The following is a 16072-nucleotide window of genomic DNA, read 5'->3' on the forward strand; positions in this document are numbered from 1 at the left end:
CGCGTCAGGGATTGACGAAACTTCCCGACTTGCCGCCGTGCTTTTCAACCACCCGCACGTCGTTGATCGTCATCGCGCGATCGACAGCCTTGCACATGTCGTAGATCGTCAGCAAGGCCACCTGCACCGCGGTCAGGGCCTCCATCTCCACGCCGGTGGGCCCCACGGTTTCCACTGTCGCCGTGCAGACGACGGCGTTGGGCGAGCGCAACTCGAAGTCCACCGCGGCGCGTGTCAGGGCCAGCGGATGGCACAGCGGGATCAGCTCGCTGGTGCGCTTGCAGCCCTGAATGCCGGCGATGCGGGCGATCCCCAGCACGTCGCCTTTCTTTACGTTGCCTTGCTGGATCAGCTCGAAGGTGGCCGGTAGCATCTCGATGCGCCCGCGCGCTACCGCAATGCGGTGCGTGGCAGCCTTCGCCGCCACGTCTACCATGTGGGCCTGTCCTTGTGCGTCGAAATGGGTCAATCCGCTCATGCCACTGCCATCCGCTTTCCTGGATCATCATACGGCCACCTTCGATTGGCGTGACCGCGCCCGGGCCGCCGGCGTGCACCTGGGGGCCAGCGTCGTGGTGGCGCTGATGGCCGCGCTGCTGGTGTTCGAGCTCTGGTATCCCTACCCGTACCGCGAACTCTCGAGCGGCCGCGAGCTGTTCATGCTGGTGGTCGGCGTCGACGTCGTGCTGGGCCCGCTGATCACCTTCGCCATCTTCGATCGCGCCAAGCCGCGGGCTTCGCTGGTGCGCGACCTCGCCTGCGTGGCTTTCCTGCAGCTGGTGGGCCTGAGCTATGGCATCTGGTCGGTCCACATGGCCCGGCCGGTGCACATGGTGTTCGAGGTCGATCGCTTCCGCGTCGTGCACCAGTCCGACATCCCGGTGGACCTGGAAAATCGTGCGCCCGCCGGCGTCGAAGTCGCTCCCTTCGGCGGGCCCACCCTGCTGGCGGTGCGGCCGTTCGCCAGCGAGAAGGAAAAGTACGAAGCCACCATGGTGGCCCTGAACGGCATCTCGCTGTCGGCCCGTCCCGATCTTTGGCAGCCCTACGAGGCCGCGAAGGCCCGCGTGCTGGCGGCCGCCCGCCCGGTCAGCGAGTTGCGCAGCCGCTTCGCCGCCCGCGCGCCGGAGATCGAGGCCGCCCTGGAAAAATCCGGCCATGACGCCGCGCACGCGTCATACTTGCCCGTGGTCGCCCGCAAGGCCCAGGCCTGGACCGTGCTGCTGGATTCCAGTACCGCGGAGGTGATCGGCTACCTGCCCCTGGATTCATTTTGAGAGCACCCGCCTCCTTCCTGCGTCGCAGCGCCGCGGCCGCCGCGGTGGCGCTGGCGCTCGCGGGCCTGCCGTCGCACGCGCAGCTGCCCGGCATGGGCCAGCCGGGTGACCTGAGCACCGGCGCCGAGCGCAAGCTGGGCGAGAAGGTGGCGCGCGAGATGTACCGCGACCCGGACTACATCGACGACCCGGTGCTGGTCGAATACGTCCAGGACATCTGGCAGAAGCTGCTGGCCGGCGCGCGCGCGCGCGGCGAGCTCACCAGCGAGATCGACGAGCGTTTCGCCTGGCAGGTGCTGCTGGGCAAGGACCGCGAGATCAACGCCTTTGCCGTGCCGGGTGGCTACCTCGGTCTGCAACTCGGCCTGATCGCCATCACCACCACCGCGGACGAACTGGCTTCGGTGCTGGCGCACGAACTGAGCCACGTCACGCAGCGCCACATCTCGCGGATGATGGAGCAGCAGAACAAGCAGACGCCGCTGATGATCGCCGGCATGATCCTCGGCGCGCTGGCCGCAAGCCGCAGCCCGGATGCAGCCGGCGCCCTCCTCACCGGCAGCCAGGCGCTGGCGGCGCAGCAGCAGCTGAACTTCTCGCGCGACATGGAGCGCGAGGCCGACCGCGTCGGCCTGGGCGTGGCGACCCAGGCGGGCTACTCGCCCAAGGGCTTCGTGAACATGTTCGAGAAGCTGCAGCAGTCGTCGCGCCTGAACGACTTCGGCGCCTTCCCCTACCTGCGCACCCACCCGCTGACCACCGAGCGGATCGCGGAAATGCAGTCGCGCCAGGAGCTGGCCGGCGCCGCGCCGCCGGTTCCCACGCTCGAACACGCGCTGATGGCGGCGCGCTCGCGCGTGATCTCCAATCCGGGGGTCGACGCGCAGCGCTCCTTCCTCGCCGATGCCGACTCCGCCGGGCTGGCCAGCCAGCCGCGCATGCGCCAGTCCGCGGTGCTGTACGCGGCGACCTATGCCGCCTTCCGCCTGCATGACCGCGCGGCGGTCGCGCGCCTGCTGCCGCGCCTGCATGCGTCCGTGGCCGGCGATGCCGCCGGCGAGCGCCAGGCGCGGCTGCTGGAAGCCGAAATCGCGCTGGCCACTGGCGACAACGCCCGGGTGCTGAAGCTGGTGGACCCGAAGTCCGACCACCGTCCGGACCTGCTGTTCGGCGCGCAGGCGCAGGTGCGTTCGGGCCAGGCCAAGGAAGCGTCGGAGCGGCTGCAGACCTGGGTCAGCCTGCACCCGCGCGACTCCACGGCCTGGGAGGACCTGTCGGCGGCCTACCAGGCCCAGGGCGAGCAGCTGCGCGCGGTGCGGGCCGATGCCGAAGCGCAGGCCGCCCACCTGGACTACACGGCGGCGCTGGACCGCCTGAAGGCGGCGCAGGACCTCGCGCGCAAGGGCGCGGCGCGCAGCGATTACATCGAGGCTTCGATCATCGACACCCGCGCGCGCGAGATGCAGTCACTTGTGCGCGAACAGGCGCTCGAGCGCTGACTCGATCACGATGCCCAGCGCCGAATAGAGCAGCGAGCCGACGAGCGCGCCGACGAAGCCGCGCACGTGGAAGCCGTCCAGCACGGTGGCCGCCGCCCAGAACAGCAAGGCGTTGATGACGAACAGGAACAGGCCCAGCGTCACCACGGTCACCGGCAGCGTCAGGACCACCAGGACCGGACGCACCACGGCATTCAGCAGGCCGATGACGACCACCGCGATCAGCGCGCTGCTGTAGCTGGACACCTGCACGCCGCTGTACATGTAGGCGACGAACAGCAGGGCCGACGCGCTGAGCAGCCACTTGGAGATGAGCTTCAGCATGGGCGCAGAGGATACACGCCCCGGCGCCCGGGATCAGCCGATCAGGTTGGCCGTCGTGAGGGCGAAGCTGAAGCGCGGCTCGCCGTCCGGCCCGAACAGCAGCATGGCTGCCAGGCCCATGATGGCGCCCGGCTGCCAGCGCCCGGCCGAGGGGCTGTCCTGCGTCTTCGGCCGGCGCACGTCCAGCACCTGCTCGGTGCTGTGTTCCGCCATCAGCAGGCGCGTCAGTTCCGGCAGCGGTCCGCGGGCCAGCACCGGCGTGACCACGTCGCCGCGCGCCTGCAGGTCGGGGATGACCTGGTCGAACAGCTTGTCGGCCCATTTCGAGCGCCAGTTCTCGCGGGCCGAATGGCTGACCCACTTGCTGATGCGGTGGGTCATGCGCGGCGCGCAGGCCACCACCACCCAATGCGTCACGGCCTCGGGCGGCGGCAACTGCTGCCGCAGCCAGGCGGCGTCGTCGACATACACGATGATCTTGTTCATGGGAGCTCCTTGCACGGCTCAACTCGCGGCAGCGCGGCGGCGGGCAGTACGTGCCGCCCACCATCCGGCGCCCAGGACGCCCGCGATGCACAGAGCATACGTGCTCCAGCGCGCGGCTGCATGGGGATCGAACACGGCGTCCAGCAGCGGCTCGCCGACGATCATCCTGGCGGCCGTATAGGCCAGCACCGCGGCGCCCGCCTGGATGATCATGGGGAAGCGCTCCACCAGCCGCAGGACGACGCGGCTGCCGAACACCACGATAGGCACGCTGATCAGCAGCCCGACCACCACCAGGTCGATGGCCCCGTGCGCCGCGCCGGCCACGCCGAGCACGTTGTCGATGCCCATGAGGGCGTCGGCGATGACGATGGTCTTCATGGCGCCCCAGAAGGTGCTGGCCATGGGGCCGTGGTCTTCGCCGCCGGCGTCGTCGGCGAGCAGGCGGTAGGCGATCCACAGCAGGCCGAGGCCGCCCACCAGCATCAGGCCGGGCACCTGCAGCAGCCAGACCACGCCCACCGTCATCAGCGTGCGGACGACGATGGCGCCCATCGTGCCCCAGACGATGGCCTTCTTCTGCAAGTCCTTGGGCAGGTTGCGCGCGGCCAGCGCGATGACGATGGCGTTGTCGCCCGCCAGCACGAGGTCGATGAGGACGATGGCGGCGAGGGCAGACCACCAGTCGGCGGAGAGAAATTCCATGCACGAGGCTCCGAGAGATGCAAGACATCCCGGGCGGGGCTGGAACGAGGCAGGGGGCCGAAGGGGCAAAGTGCTTCGTTCCGGTCCCGCTGCCGGGTCCGGTCACGAAGGTCTTGCTCGGCGCGCTATGCGCGCGCCCGGCGGGCCGGAAGCTGAAAGCTTCGTCCTGACGACCCGTCGACTGGGAGCTACTCCCCTTCTGCGGCGAATTATCACACAGGCCCGGCCCACTGGACAGCGCGGCGCTATCATGCGCGTCCCCTTATGGCCGGAATCCACATCACCGACATCGAAGCCGCCATCAATTTCTGGCGCGAGCGCAAGCCGTCGCCGGACGGCGTGACCTTGGCGCCCGAGCTGCGGGCGCTGGCGGAGGTGTATGCGCTGATGGTCTTCCACCACGAGGACGAGGCGGATGAGCGCGGCTTCCCGGCTGCCGCCTACGCCGCCTGGAAGACCTGGTTCGACACGCTGCCGGACACGCCCTGCATCGCCATCTGCTCCACCAGCCAGGGCGACGATTCCTGCAAGGGCTGCGGGCGCAGCTTCGAGGAAGTGCAGCGCTGGACCGAGATGAGCCCCTCCGAGAAGCGCCAGGTCTGGCGCCGCATCACGCTGGAAGGCAGCTCCTGGCGCTTCAACCGCTACGCCGAGCGGGCGGCCGAAGGGCCTGCGCCGGCACCCACGCCCACACCGGCGCCGAAGGACTGATCCTCCATGCGGCGCGTGACGAAAGCTCCCAACATCGCGATCGCCACGCTCTGGGCCGACACCTTGACGCAGGCCGGCATCGCAGCCAGCGTGCAGCGGCAATTCCTCTCCAGCGTGGCCGGCGAGATCCCGCCGGACCAGTGCCTGCCGGAGATCTGGGTGCTGCACGACGAGCAGGAAGCCGCGGCGCGCGCGCTGCTGCGGGACTTGACGCACCTGCCGCAACGGCGCTGGCGCTGCGCCTGCGGCGAGCTGGTGGAGGGTGGGTTCGAGTCGTGCTGGAATTGCGGCCGGCCGATGCCCTAGGGGCTATTTCCAGCGAACCGGCTCGATGTCGACGTGCCGGGATCCATCTCCCAGCATCAGCACGCCTTCCTGGATCGTCGCCTGCAGCTGCATGCTGCGCTGGGCGAGTTGCGCGAGCTCCTGCGAGGCGATCGTGGGAATGCGGAAGACCGACAGGTTCTCCAGCCGCGTCAGCTTGGTCTCGATCCCGCGCCACCACACTTCGGCCGCGTGATGGAAGCAATAGACAGCCGCCTGGTCCGACTTGCGGCTGGCCTTGGTGATCGCCACTTCGTCGGGCTGGCCGACTTCGATCCACAGGCGGGTCTGGCCGGTGAAATCGCGCAACCATACGTCCGGATTTTCCGGGTCGCTCAGGCCCGCGCCGAAGGCAAGCGTGCCGTCGCCGCCCAGCACGGTCTGCAAGGTGTGCGCGTGGAAGGCGAGCGCGACGAGGCGCACCATCATGCGCTCGTCGGTTTCGCTCGGGTGGCGCGCCAGCGTGAGCGCGTGGTCGGCGTAGTAGCCGTGGTCGATGTCGGCCACGGCGAGGTTCGCCTTGAAGATGGTGGACTTGAGGGCCACGCGCTAGGCTCGGCGCGCGAGTTCGGCGGCCTTGCCGATGTACGACGCCGGCGTCATGGCGAGCAGGCGTTCCTTCTCGGGCTCCGGAATCTCCAGCGAGCGGATCAGCTTGTGCAGGGCATCGGCCTGCACCGTCTTGCCGCGCGTCACTTCCTTCAGCTTCTCGTAGGCGCCCTGCACGCCGTAGCGGCGCATCACGGTCTGGATCGGTTCGGCCAGCACTTCCCAGGCCTGGTCCAGGTCCTCGCGCAGCGCGTCCTCGTTCAGTTCCAGCTTGCCCAGGCCCGCGCCCAGCGCGTGGTAGGCCAGCGCGGTGTAGCCCAGGGCGACGCCCATGTTGCGCAGCACCGTGGAGTCCGTCAGGTCACGCTGCCAGCGCGAGATGGGCAGCTTCTCCGACAGGTGCTTCAGCAGCGCGTTGGCCAGGCCCAGGTTGCCCTCGGCGTTTTCGAAGTCGATCGGGTTGACCTTGTGCGGCATCGTCGACGAGCCGATCTCGCCTTCGCGCAGCCGCTGCTTGAAATAGCCCAGGCTGATGTAGCCCCAGGCGTCGCGGCACCAGTCGACCAGGATGGTGTTGGCGCGGGCGACCGCGTCGAACAGCTCCGCCATGTAGTCGTGCGGCTCGATCTGGATGCTGTAAGGCTGGAAGGTCAGCCCCAGGCCCAGCGGCTCGGCCGTTTCCACGACCTTGCGCGAGAAGGCTTCCCAGTCGAAGTCCGGCCAGGCGGCCAGGTGGGCGTTGTAGTTGCCCACCGCGCCGTTCATCTTGCCCAGCAGCTTGACGCCGGCGATGCGCTCGCGCGCGCCGGCCAGGCGCACCACCACGTTGGCCAGTTCCTTGCCCACCGTGGTCGGGCTGGCGGTCTGGCCGTGGGTGCGGCTGAGCATCGGGACGTCCGCGTAGGCATGCGCCATTTCGCGCAGCTTGGCGATGACGCCGTCCAGCCCGGGCAGCAGCACCTGCTCGCGTGCGTACTTCAGTTGTAGCGCGTGGCTGGTGTTGTTGATGTCCTCGCTGGTGCAGGCGAAGTGCACGAACTCGCTGGCTGCGCGCAGCTCGGGCCGCGCCTCGAACTTGGACTTGATCCAGTATTCGACGGCCTTGACGTCGTGGTTGGTGGTCTTCTCGATCTCCTTGATGGCGGCCGCATCGGCCTCCGAGAAGTTCTTGACGAGACCGAGGAGGTAGGTGCGCGCTCCGGGGGAGAGCGGCTTGAATTCGGCGAAGCCCGCATCGCTGAGCGCGATGAACCAACAGACTTCCACCTGCACCCGGCGGTGCATGTAGCCCTGCTCGCTCATCAGCGGACGCAGCGCGGCCAGGCGGCCGGCGTAGCGGCCATCGAGCGGCGAGAGGGCCGAGATCGGGGAAAGTGCCATTCCGGAATTGTAGGTCCCGGGGCTTGCGCCATCCGGGCGAGGGTCTTGTCGCAGGTGCACGACAGCCGCCGGAGGCGCTTCCCCTAGAATGAAATCAATCCCCCGTGTCCACAACAGAACTCCAAGACGGCTAGAGTGCGCCCCATGAAATTGATCGGATCCATGAGCAGTCCGTACGTACGGAAGGTACGTGTGGTGATGGCCGAGAAGAAGCTGGACTACCAGTTCGTCGAGGAGGACGTCTGGGCGGCGGACACGTCCATCATGAACTCCAACCCGCTGGGCAAGGTGCCCTGCCTGGTGATGGAGGGCGGCGAGGCGCTGTTCGACTCGCGCGTGATCGTCGAGTACCTGGACACGCTGTCGCCGGTGGGCAAGCTGATTCCCGTGGTGGGCCGCGAGCGCGCCGAGGTGAAGACCTGGGAGGCTCTGGCCGACGGCGTGCTGGACGCCCTGGTGCTGGCGCGGCTGGAGGGCCACTGGTCCGGCCGCCAGAAGGCCGAGCGCAGCCAGGCCTGGATCGACCGCCAGCTGGCCAAGTCCAATGCGAGCTTCAAGGCCATGAGCCAGGGCCTGGGCGACAAGCCCTTCTGCGCCGGCATCTACCTGAGCCTGGCCGATATCGCCATCGGTTGCGCCCTGGGCTACGCAGACTTCCGCTTTCCGGAGATCGACTGGCGTACTCCTTACCCGAACCTGGCCAGGCTCTACGAGAAGCTGGCTGCGCGCCCGAGTTTCGCGGACACGCTTCCTAAGTAAAGCGTTCCCTCAAAAGCAAAACGGCGGCCCTTTGGCCGCCGTTTTGACTGGAGAAAAGTGCCGCGAAGCGCCCCTAGACGAAGGAGGGAGGGAGGGAGGAGGAGAAGAGTCGCCTCGGGGTTTGCATCCGGCGCACAGGGGCCCGGACGGCTTCGCAGCAGCAAAAACGGGAATTTGCCTCCCTCTCTTGCTTTATCTGAGTCCAGCGTCGGGCTGGAGGTTCCCAATGGAAACGCAGCGCGTAGTAAATTTTTGTGAAGCGTGGCTCAGCCGTTCAGCGGCGCGCCAGTTCACGCTGCAACGCCAGCACCAGCGCCGGGTCGTCCGGCCGCGTCAGGCTGCTGTAGTTGTCGACCACCTTGCCGTCGCGGGAAATCAGGTACTTGTGGAAATTCCACAGCGGCGCCCGCCCGGTCTGCGCCGCCAGTTCCTTGAACAACGGATTGGCGTCGTCGCCCCGCACTGCGGACTTGGAGAACATGGGGAACTTGACCCCGAAGGTGTTCTCGCAGAAATCCGCGATGTCCTTGTTGCTGCCGGTCTCCTGGGCGAAGTCGTTCGAGGGGAAGCCCAGCACCACCAGCCCCGCGTCGTGGTATTGGGCGTGCAGCTTCTCCAATGCTTCGTACTGCGGCGTGAAGCCGCAGAAGCTGGCCGTGTTCACCACCAGCAACACCTTGCCCGAGTACTGGCACAGGTTCTGCGGTGCCTCGTCCTGCAGCCGCGGGAAGGTGTGCTGCAGCAGCACGGGGCAGGCCGTGGCGGCTGGCGCGGCGGGCGGAGCTGCGGGCACGGGGCCGGCAAGCGCGGCTGCGGCGACCAGGACCCAGGCAGTCAAGCTCTTCATTGGGACATCCCCGTGAAACGGGGGCATTCTGGACCAAGTCATCGGTCGGTCACACCCCACCCGCTAAAATCCCGCGTCCGTCGAAAGGCCGCGTTCACGTCATGCTATACCCCGAATTGTTCAAGCAATTGGAGTCCGTCCGCTGGGACATGGACAAGGATATCCCCTGGGCGAAGTTCGACGCCTCGCAGCTGTCCGACGAACAGGCTCAGACAATCAAGATGAATGCCATCACCGAATGGTCGGCGCTGCCGGCCACGGAGATGTTCCTGCGGGACAACCGCAACGACAGCGACTTCTCGGCGTTCATGTCGATCTGGTTCTTCGAGGAGCAGAAGCATTCGCTGGTGCTGATGGAGTACCTGCGCCGCTTCCGGCCCGACCTGGCGCCCACCGAGCAGGAGCTGCACGAAGTGCGCTTCGAGTTCGAGCCGGCGCCGGCGCTGGAAACGCTGATGCTGCACTTCTGCGGCGAGATCCGCCTGAACCACTGGTACCGGCGCGCCGCCGAATGGCACACCGAGCCGGTCATCAAGCACATCTACCAGACGCTGTCGCAGGACGAGGCGCGCCACGGCGGCGCCTACCTTCGCTACATGAAGCGCGCCATCGGCAACTTCGGCACCGAAGCCAAGGCGGCGTTCGCCAAGGTGGGCGTGCTGATGGCCAGCGCGCGCCGCACGGCGCAGGCGTTGCATCCGACCAACCTGCACGTGAACAAGGCCCTGTTCCCGCGCGACACGATCCAGTCGCGCCTGCCCAACCCCGAGTGGCTGGAGCACTGGCTGGACAAGCAGATCCACTTCGACGCGCTGTGGGAAAGCAAGGTGGTCGACCGCATCCTGCACAACCTCAGCCTGCTGATGGACCGCAGCTTCAAGACCGTGCAGGAGCTCAATCGCTACCGCAAGGAACTGCAGTCCAGCTTGGTCATTCCCGAGACGGCGTGAGCGAACCAGCTTTCCTGAAGAAGATCGTTGGCCGGGCCGATGCCCCGGCGGCGATGGCGGCGCTGTCCGGCCCCGTCGTCTTCACCAACGGCGTGTTCGACGTGCTGCATCGAGGCCACGTCAGCTATCTCGCGCAAGCCCGCGCCCTGGGCGGCAGCCTGGTGGTGGCGCTGAACACCGACGCCTCCGCGAAGCGCCTGGGCAAGGGGCCGGACCGCCCGCTCAATGGCGAGCTCGATCGCGCCATCGTCATCGCCGCCCTGGAAGCCGTGAGCCTCGTGACCTTCTTCGATGAGGACACGCCGGTGCAGCTGCTGTCGGAGCTGAAGCCGCAGGTCTACGTGAAGGGCGGCGACTACGACATGCGCAAGCTCGCCGAGACCGCGCTGGTGGAAGGCTATGGCGGCCGCTCGCTGGCGATCCCCTTCGTCGAGGGTTATTCGACGACCGCCTTAGTCGGGCGCATCCGCGCTGGCCGCTGAGGCTGCCGGGGCCGCCGGCTCCTCCTGCTCCCACAGGCTGTCGTAGGCCGGCGAGCCGCGCAGCCCGGCCATCGACCAGAGCTGTGCCCGGTCCGGCGGCGGTGTCGCTTCGGCCTCGCCAAAGGCGGAATAGCCCAGGCCCAGCCGATCCCCCTGCACGTCCAGTCCCGCCAGTTCCACCAGCGTGGGGAACAGGTCGAAAGGCAGGATCTCCTGCCGGTTGGGCGGGGGCAGCTTGTCGGCCACGAACAGGTTGAAGATGCGCCGCTCGTCCTGCACCTTGGCCAGCTTCTCGTACACCGGGTTCGGCATGGCGAGGTGGTCGCCGAGCACGACGACGGCGGTGTCCCGCAGGTAGCCTCTGGCCTCCAGGTCCTTCACGAAAGCCGAGAGCTGGTCATCGGCACAGGCCACGACGCCCGCGAAATCGCGCGCGCCGCGCTTGCGGCAATAGGGGGAGGTGAAGCCGATCGGGTTGTGCGTCTCCATCGTCAGCAGGGTCAGGTTGAACGGCTTGCCGGCCGCATGCAGTTCTTCCACCCGCTTGCGCGCCCGCGCGTACAGCACGTTGTCCCACAAGCCCCATTCGTTGAAGTCCTTCGGACCGGCGCCGGCCTTTTCCCATTCCTCGCGGCCCCAGGTCTCGGTGTAGCCGTGGTCCTGCAGGAAGGCGCCCTTGCCGGCGAAGGACAGCGGGGCGCCGCCCATGAAGACGTTGCGGTAGCCGCGGGCCTGCAGCACGTCTCCCAGGCAGGTCGCTCCCGGCAGGAAGGACTTGCCGGCGCGCGAGCGGCGCACGTCCGCTTCCGTGTAGACCTTCAGCGGCACGCCGCACTGGGTGGCAACCATCGCGGCGATGGTCCAGCCGGCGCCCGCGGCCGGCTCATAGGAAGGGAAGCTGTAACCGCCCACGCGCTCGCTGGACGCCAGCAGGTCGCTGCCGAAGAGCGTCTTGTTGCCGTAGGTCTGCTCCAGGCTTTCCACATAGACCAGGATCAGGTTGCGGGGTTGCTCCTGTTTCAGCGACACGGCCCGCGGGTTCACATAGGACAGGGCGAAGTGGTCGGGTTCGAACTGTGCGCGCACGTATTCGAACACGGAGAACTGCGCCAACAGCAGCACCAGCGCGGTGGCGCCCGCCAGCGACGGCGCGAAGCGCACGGCGCGCTGTTTCCAGCCGGTGAAGTACTGCACGGCCGCGGTGTGCACCAGCGCCGCGATCAGCGCATAGGCCAGCGGAAAGACGAGCACGTCGAAGATGAACTCGAACAGGAACAGGCTGCCCATGTGGACGGCCGCGCCTTCGGTGTACTGCAGGTGCCAGAGGATCTGGTCGAGGCTGGTGTCGCCGAAGGAGCGGTGGATCCAGCCGGCCAGGCCGATGCCGGAGAAGGCCAGCTGGTAGGCGGCCAGGCGCAGCAGCACGGGACGCAGGGGGGCTCGCATGCCTGGGGGTATACCCGAGCCTGCTGAGCCAGCACTAGCTTGGGCGGATCAGCGGGCCTCTGCGCTGCGCGGACGGTGTCCCCTGTGCCGCAATTTTTTCACGGTCCGCCGCAGCCAGTGCTCGACATCGTCGATCAGCTCGAACACCACCGGCACCACCAGCAGGCTGAGGATGGTCGAGGTGAACAGGCCGCCGATCACCGCGATCGCCATCGGCGAGCGGAAGCTCGGGTCGGCCGCGCCCAGCCCGATGGCGATCGGCAGCATGCCGGCGCCCATCGCGATCGTGGTCATGATGATCGGCCGGGCCCGCTTGTGGCAGGCGTCCAGCAGCGCGTCGAAGCGGCTCATGCCCTGGTCGCGCCGCGCCACGATGGCGTACTCCACCAGCAGGATCGAGTTCTTGGTCGCGATCCCCATCAGCATGATCAGGCCGATCAGCGATGGCATCGAGAAGCTCTTGTGCGCGATCAGCAGGCCGACGAAGGCGCCGCCCAGCGCCAGCGGCAGCGCGCTGAGGATCGTGACCGGGTGCAGGAAGTCCTTGAACAGCAGCACCAGCACGATGTAGATGCACAGCACGCCCGTGAGCATGGCCAGGCCGAAGCTCGCGAACAGCTCGCCCATCACCTCGGCGTCGCCGATCTCCACCACCCGCACGCCCGGCGGAAGGTGCTTGATCGAGGGCAGCTCCTGCACCTTGGCCTTGACGTCGCCCAGCGGCTGGCCGGAGAGCTCGATCTCGAAGTTGATGTTGCGCGAGCGGTCGTAGCGGTTGATCACCGCCGGCCCGCCCGTCAGCTCCAGCGAAGCCACCTCGCCCAGCAGCACCGGCCCGTGCGCGCCCGGCACCGTCAGGCGCTCCAGCACGCCCAGGTCCTTGCGGGCGGACTCCTGCAGCTTGACGACGATGGGCACCTGCCGCTGCGCGAGGTTCAGCTTGGGCAGGGCGACGTCGTAGTCGCCGGCCGTCGCGATGCGCAAGGTGTCGGCGATCGACTGGCTGGTGACGCCGAGGTCGGCGGCCTTGGCGAAGTCCGGCCGCACGGCGATCTCGGGCCGGATCAAGCTGGCGGTGGAGGCGATCTGGCCGAGGCCGGGAATGGTGCGCAGGTCCTTCTCCACGGCGAGCGCCGCGGTGGCCAGCGCCTGCGGGTCTTCGCCGGTCAGCACCAGGATGTACTTCTCGCCGGAGCCGCCCAGGCCCACCTTGCTGCGCACGCCGGGGATGGGTTCCAGCGCCGCCCGGATGTCGTTCTCGATGCCCTGCTTGCGCGGGCGGTCCTTGCGTGGGTCCAGCAGGATGGTGAGCGTGGCCTTGCGCGACTCCGCCGCGCCGGTGTTGGCGAAGGCGTCGCCGCCGGCCGAACCGCCGCCGATGGCGGTGTAGACACTCGCCACGTGCTTCACCTTCATCACGGCCTGGCGGGCCTGTTCCGCCGCGGCCTTGGTCTGTTCCAGCGTCGAGCCGGGCGGCAGTTCCAGGTAGACCTGCGTCTGCGAGTTGTCGTCGGGCGGGATGAAGCCGGTAGGCAGCAGCGGGATCAAGGCCACCGAGGCGATGAAGAACAGCGTCGCCAGCCCCAGCGTCTTCCAGCGGTTGGTCATGCTCCAGCGCACCCAGCGCATGTAGTGGCGCAGCCAGGCGGGTTCCTCATGCTCCTTGACGTCGGCCTTCATCAGGTAAGCCGCCATCATCGGCGTCAGCATCCGCGCGACGACCAGCGAAGCGAACACGGCCAGCGCCGCGGTCCAGCCGAACTGCTTGAAGAACTTGCCGGCCACGCCGCTCATGAAGGCGGTGGGCAGGAACACCGCGATCAGCGTGAAGGTGGTGGCGATCACCGCCAGCCCGATCTCGTCGGCCGCCTCCATCGCCGCTTCGTAAGGCGTCTTGCCCATGCGCAGGTGGCGCACGATGTTCTCCACCTCCACGATGGCGTCGTCCACCAGGATGCCGATCACCAGCGACAGCGCCAGCAGGGTCACCACGTTGATGGAAAAGCCCAGCAGGTACATGCCGATGAAGGTGGGGATCACCGACATCGGCAAGGCCACGGCGGAGACGAAGGTGGCGCGGAAGTCGCGCAGGAACAGCCACACCACCAGCACCGCCAGCGCCGCGCCTTCGAACAGCAGGTGCAGGGAGCCGTCGTACTCCTCCTGCACCGGCGTCACGAAGTCGAAGGCCTCGGTGAGATGGATGTCGGGCCGCTGCGCCTTCAGTTCGTCCAGCGCCTTGCGCACCAGCTCGCCGACGGTCACTTCGCTTTCGCCGCGGCTGCGCGCCACTTCGAAGCCCACCACCGGCTTGCCATCGAGCAGCGCCGCCGAGCGCGGCGGGTCGGTGTAGGTGTCGGTGACCGTCGCCACGTCGCTCAGCTTCACGCTGCGGCCGCCGCTCACCGGCACCCGGATCTCGCCGATTTCGGCCGCGCTCTTCACGGTGGCCAGCGTGCGCACCGGCTGCTCGCCGTTGCCCAGGTCGGTCTTGCCGCCCGCGCTTTCCACCTGCATCTCGCGCAGCTGGCGCGAGATGTCGGCCGCCGTCACGCCCAGCCCCTGCAGCTTCAGCGGATCCACGGCCACGCGCACCTCGCGATCGACGCCGCCGACTCGGTTGACCGCGCCGACGCCGGGCACCGCCAGCAGCTTGCGCGAGAGCTCGTTGTCGACGAACCAGGACAGCGCCTCGGCGTCCATGCTGGGCGAGGCAATGGTGAAGGCCAGCACCGGCTGCCCGGCCAGGTCCAGCTTGCTCACGATCGGGTCGCGCAGGTCCGCCGGCATGTCGGCGCGCACGCGCGACACCGCGGAGCGCACGTCGTCCACCGCTTCCTGCACCGGCTTTTCCAGCCGGAATTCGGCCATGACGGTGACCACGCCGTCCTGCACGGTGGTGTAGATGTGCTTGAGCCCCTGCACCGTGGCGATGGAGTTCTCCAGCTTGCGGGCGACGTCGGTCTCCAGCTGCGAGGGCGAGGCGCCGGGCAGCGAGGCCGTCACGTTGACGGTGGGCAGGTCGATGTCCGGGAAGTTCTGCACCTTCGTCCACTTGAAGGCGAGCAGGCCCCCGAAGGTGAGCATGACGAACAGCATCACCGCCGGGATGGGGTTGCGGATCGACGAGGCCGAGACGTTCAGCATGCGGCGGTCCTCAGCGCTGGGCCTGCGGCGCCGAAGCGGCCGGCGCGGGCGCAGGTGCGGGCGCGTTCGCCACGCGCACCAGGTCGCCTTCGTTCAGGAAGCCGCCGCCGCTGGCGACGATGGGCGTGCCCGCCGCGAGGCCGGAGACGACTTGCAGCCGGTCGGCGGCGATGCGGCCGACCTGGATCTTCACCTGCGTGACGCGGTTGTCCGGATTCACGCGGAATACGTAGCTGAAGCCTTCGCGGACCACCACCGCCGCCTGCGGCACGGTCAGCGTCGGCACGGCGCCCAGGTCGAAATCGCCGCGCGCGAACATGCCGGCGCGCGCGCTGCCGGCCGCGCCGCCGGGCAGCGGGCTGACGTCCACGTAGACCAGCGCGATGCGGTTCTGCGGGTCGACCGTCGGGCCGATGGTGCGCACGCGGCCTTCCAGCCGCGCGCCGCTGGCGGCCGTGACGATCGCCGTGGTGCCGGGCGTGATCCTGGCCAGCTCGCTGGAGGTCACCTCCGCGCGCCATTCGAGGCGGCCCTTGCGGATCAGGCGGAACAGCTCGGTGCCGCCGTTCACCACCGCGCCGACGGTGGCGGTGCGCGCGGAAATCACGCCGTCATCGGGCGCTTCCACCGAAGTCTGCGCCAGGTGCACGCGCTGGGTCTGCAGCGCCGCGCGGGCGGCGGCGACGCGCGCTTGCGCGGTCTTCTCCGCGGTCAGGTACTGGTTGATCTGCGATGCGGCCATCGCGCCGGTTTCCTGCAGGGTGCGCGCGCGGGCCGCGTCGTTGGCGGCGTTGGCGGCGTTCGCCTCGGCCTCGGCCAGCGAGGCTTCGGCCTGGGCCAGGTCGGCGCGCACCGTGTCGGTGGCAAAGCGCGCCAGCACCTGGCCGCGCTTGACGCGGTCGCCGACGTTGACCAGCACCTCGGCGATGCGCAGGCCGTTGGTGTCCGAGCCGATGCTGGCTTCCTGCCAGGCGGCGAGGTTGCCGTTCGCCGACAGCGTCACCGGCAGCAGGGTCTGCTCCGGCTTGGTGACGGAGACGGTGAGGGCCGGCCGGGCGGAGACGGCGGCCTTGGGCGCTTCGGCGGGCTTCTTGTCGCCGCAGGCGGCCACGAGCAGGGCCAGGGCGGCGGCATGGGTCCAGCGCAGGCGCCGGGCGGTCGGGAGCGTCATGCGTATCCTCTTCTT

General features: G+C 68.4%; 17 protein-coding genes. 7 read left to right on the forward strand and 10 right to left on the reverse strand.

Going from position 1 to position 16072, the window contains the following annotated elements; all coding sequences use genetic code 11:
• Nucleotides 1-4 precede the first annotated feature (4 nt).
• Nucleotides 5-478: a cyclic pyranopterin monophosphate synthase MoaC gene (gene moaC, locus HHL11_RS03055; RefSeq protein ID WP_169416973.1), complete on the reverse strand. Its 474-nt coding sequence runs from the start codon at nt 476-478 to the stop codon at nt 5-7.
• Here moaC and tfpZ point away from each other — a divergent pair.
• Nucleotides 477-1277 (forward strand): TfpX/TfpZ family type IV pilin accessory protein, encoded by an 801-nt coding sequence (gene tfpZ / locus HHL11_RS03060; RefSeq protein ID WP_169416974.1) that lies wholly within the window; start codon nt 477-479, stop codon nt 1275-1277. The two genes, moaC and tfpZ, sit on opposite strands and share 2 nt — an antisense overlap.
• A complete protein-coding gene (locus tag HHL11_RS03065) occupies nt 1274-2776 on the forward strand; it encodes a M48 family metalloprotease (RefSeq protein ID WP_342593166.1) in 1503 nt (500 codons plus the stop codon). The genes tfpZ and HHL11_RS03065 overlap by 4 nt, the downstream gene beginning before the upstream one ends.
• On the opposite strand, the gene HHL11_RS03070 is transcribed toward HHL11_RS03065, so the two are convergent.
• The 3 genes from HHL11_RS03070 to HHL11_RS03080 are packed head-to-tail and all read right to left on the reverse strand — an operon-like array spanning nt 2744 to nt 4291.
• Nucleotides 2744-3097, reverse strand: coding sequence for a phage holin family protein (locus HHL11_RS03070; RefSeq protein WP_169419892.1), 354 nt, complete (start codon nt 3095-3097; stop codon nt 2744-2746). The two genes, HHL11_RS03065 and HHL11_RS03070, sit on opposite strands and share 33 nt — an antisense overlap.
• Before the next feature lie 36 nt (nt 3098-3133).
• Complete coding sequence (locus tag HHL11_RS03075) at nt 3134-3586, reverse strand: hypothetical protein (RefSeq protein ID WP_169416975.1); 453 nt, start codon at nt 3584-3586, stop codon at nt 3134-3136.
• Nucleotides 3587-3604: 18 nt separating this feature from the next.
• Nucleotides 3605-4291, reverse strand: a complete 687-nt coding sequence (locus tag HHL11_RS03080) for a TerC family protein (protein ID WP_169416976.1) — start codon at nt 4289-4291, stop codon at nt 3605-3607.
• Nucleotides 4292-4555: 264 nt separating this feature from the next.
• On the opposite strand from HHL11_RS03080, the gene HHL11_RS03085 reads away from it, so the two are divergent.
• Nucleotides 4556-5002: a DUF3717 domain-containing protein gene (locus HHL11_RS03085; RefSeq protein ID WP_169416977.1), complete on the forward strand. Its 447-nt coding sequence runs from the start codon at nt 4556-4558 to the stop codon at nt 5000-5002.
• 6 nt (nt 5003-5008) lie between these two features.
• Complete coding sequence (locus HHL11_RS03090) at nt 5009-5308, forward strand: putative signal transducing protein (protein ID WP_169416978.1); 300 nt, start codon at nt 5009-5011, stop codon at nt 5306-5308.
• A gap of 3 nt (nt 5309-5311) precedes the next feature.
• Here HHL11_RS03090 and HHL11_RS03095 read toward each other — a convergent pair whose 3' ends face one another.
• Both HHL11_RS03095 and purB read right to left on the reverse strand, forming a co-directional pair.
• Entirely contained in the window at nt 5312-5872 is a 561-nt protein-coding gene (locus HHL11_RS03095; protein WP_169416979.1) for a YaeQ family protein, read from the reverse strand.
• A 3-nt stretch (nt 5873-5875) separates the two neighbouring features.
• Nucleotides 5876-7255, reverse strand: coding sequence for an adenylosuccinate lyase (gene purB, locus HHL11_RS03100; RefSeq protein WP_169416980.1), 1380 nt, complete (start codon nt 7253-7255; stop codon nt 5876-5878).
• A gap of 144 nt (nt 7256-7399) precedes the next feature.
• Between purB and HHL11_RS03105 the strand changes: the two genes are divergently transcribed.
• Entirely contained in the window at nt 7400-8014 is a 615-nt protein-coding gene (locus HHL11_RS03105; RefSeq protein ID WP_169416981.1) for a glutathione S-transferase family protein, read from the forward strand.
• A gap of 274 nt (nt 8015-8288) precedes the next feature.
• Here the strand turns inward: HHL11_RS03105 and HHL11_RS03110 are convergent, their stop codons facing one another.
• Complete coding sequence (locus HHL11_RS03110; RefSeq protein WP_169416982.1) at nt 8289-8861, reverse strand: glutathione peroxidase; 573 nt, start codon at nt 8859-8861, stop codon at nt 8289-8291.
• A gap of 101 nt (nt 8862-8962) precedes the next feature.
• Here HHL11_RS03110 and HHL11_RS03115 point away from each other — a divergent pair, with 101 nt between their 5' ends.
• Complete coding sequence (locus HHL11_RS03115) at nt 8963-9811, forward strand: ferritin family protein (protein WP_169416983.1); 849 nt, start codon at nt 8963-8965, stop codon at nt 9809-9811.
• Between the two features lie 53 nt (nt 9812-9864).
• Nucleotides 9865-10293 carry an adenylyltransferase/cytidyltransferase family protein gene (locus HHL11_RS03120; RefSeq protein WP_169419894.1) on the forward strand — a complete coding sequence of 143 codons (429 nt, stop codon included), beginning with the start codon at nt 9865-9867 and terminating at the stop codon, nt 10291-10293.
• Here the strand turns inward: HHL11_RS03120 and HHL11_RS03125 are convergent.
• The 3 genes from HHL11_RS03125 to HHL11_RS03135 are packed head-to-tail and all read right to left on the reverse strand — an operon-like array spanning nt 10264 to nt 16057.
• Nucleotides 10264-11739, reverse strand: coding sequence for a sulfatase-like hydrolase/transferase (locus HHL11_RS03125; RefSeq protein ID WP_169416984.1), 1476 nt, complete (start codon nt 11737-11739; stop codon nt 10264-10266). The genes HHL11_RS03120 and HHL11_RS03125 overlap by 30 nt on opposite strands.
• A 48-nt stretch (nt 11740-11787) precedes the next feature.
• Complete coding sequence (locus HHL11_RS03130; protein ID WP_169419895.1) at nt 11788-14883, reverse strand: efflux RND transporter permease subunit; 3096 nt, start codon at nt 14881-14883, stop codon at nt 11788-11790.
• 13 nt (nt 14884-14896) lie between these two features.
• Entirely contained in the window at nt 14897-16057 is a 1161-nt protein-coding gene (locus tag HHL11_RS03135; protein ID WP_169416985.1) for an efflux RND transporter periplasmic adaptor subunit, read from the reverse strand.
• Nucleotides 16058-16072: the final 15 nt, after the last annotated feature.

It is taken from the genome of Ramlibacter agri, from assembly GCF_012927085.1.
Classification (GTDB): domain Bacteria; phylum Pseudomonadota; class Gammaproteobacteria; order Burkholderiales; family Burkholderiaceae_C; genus Ramlibacter; species Ramlibacter agri.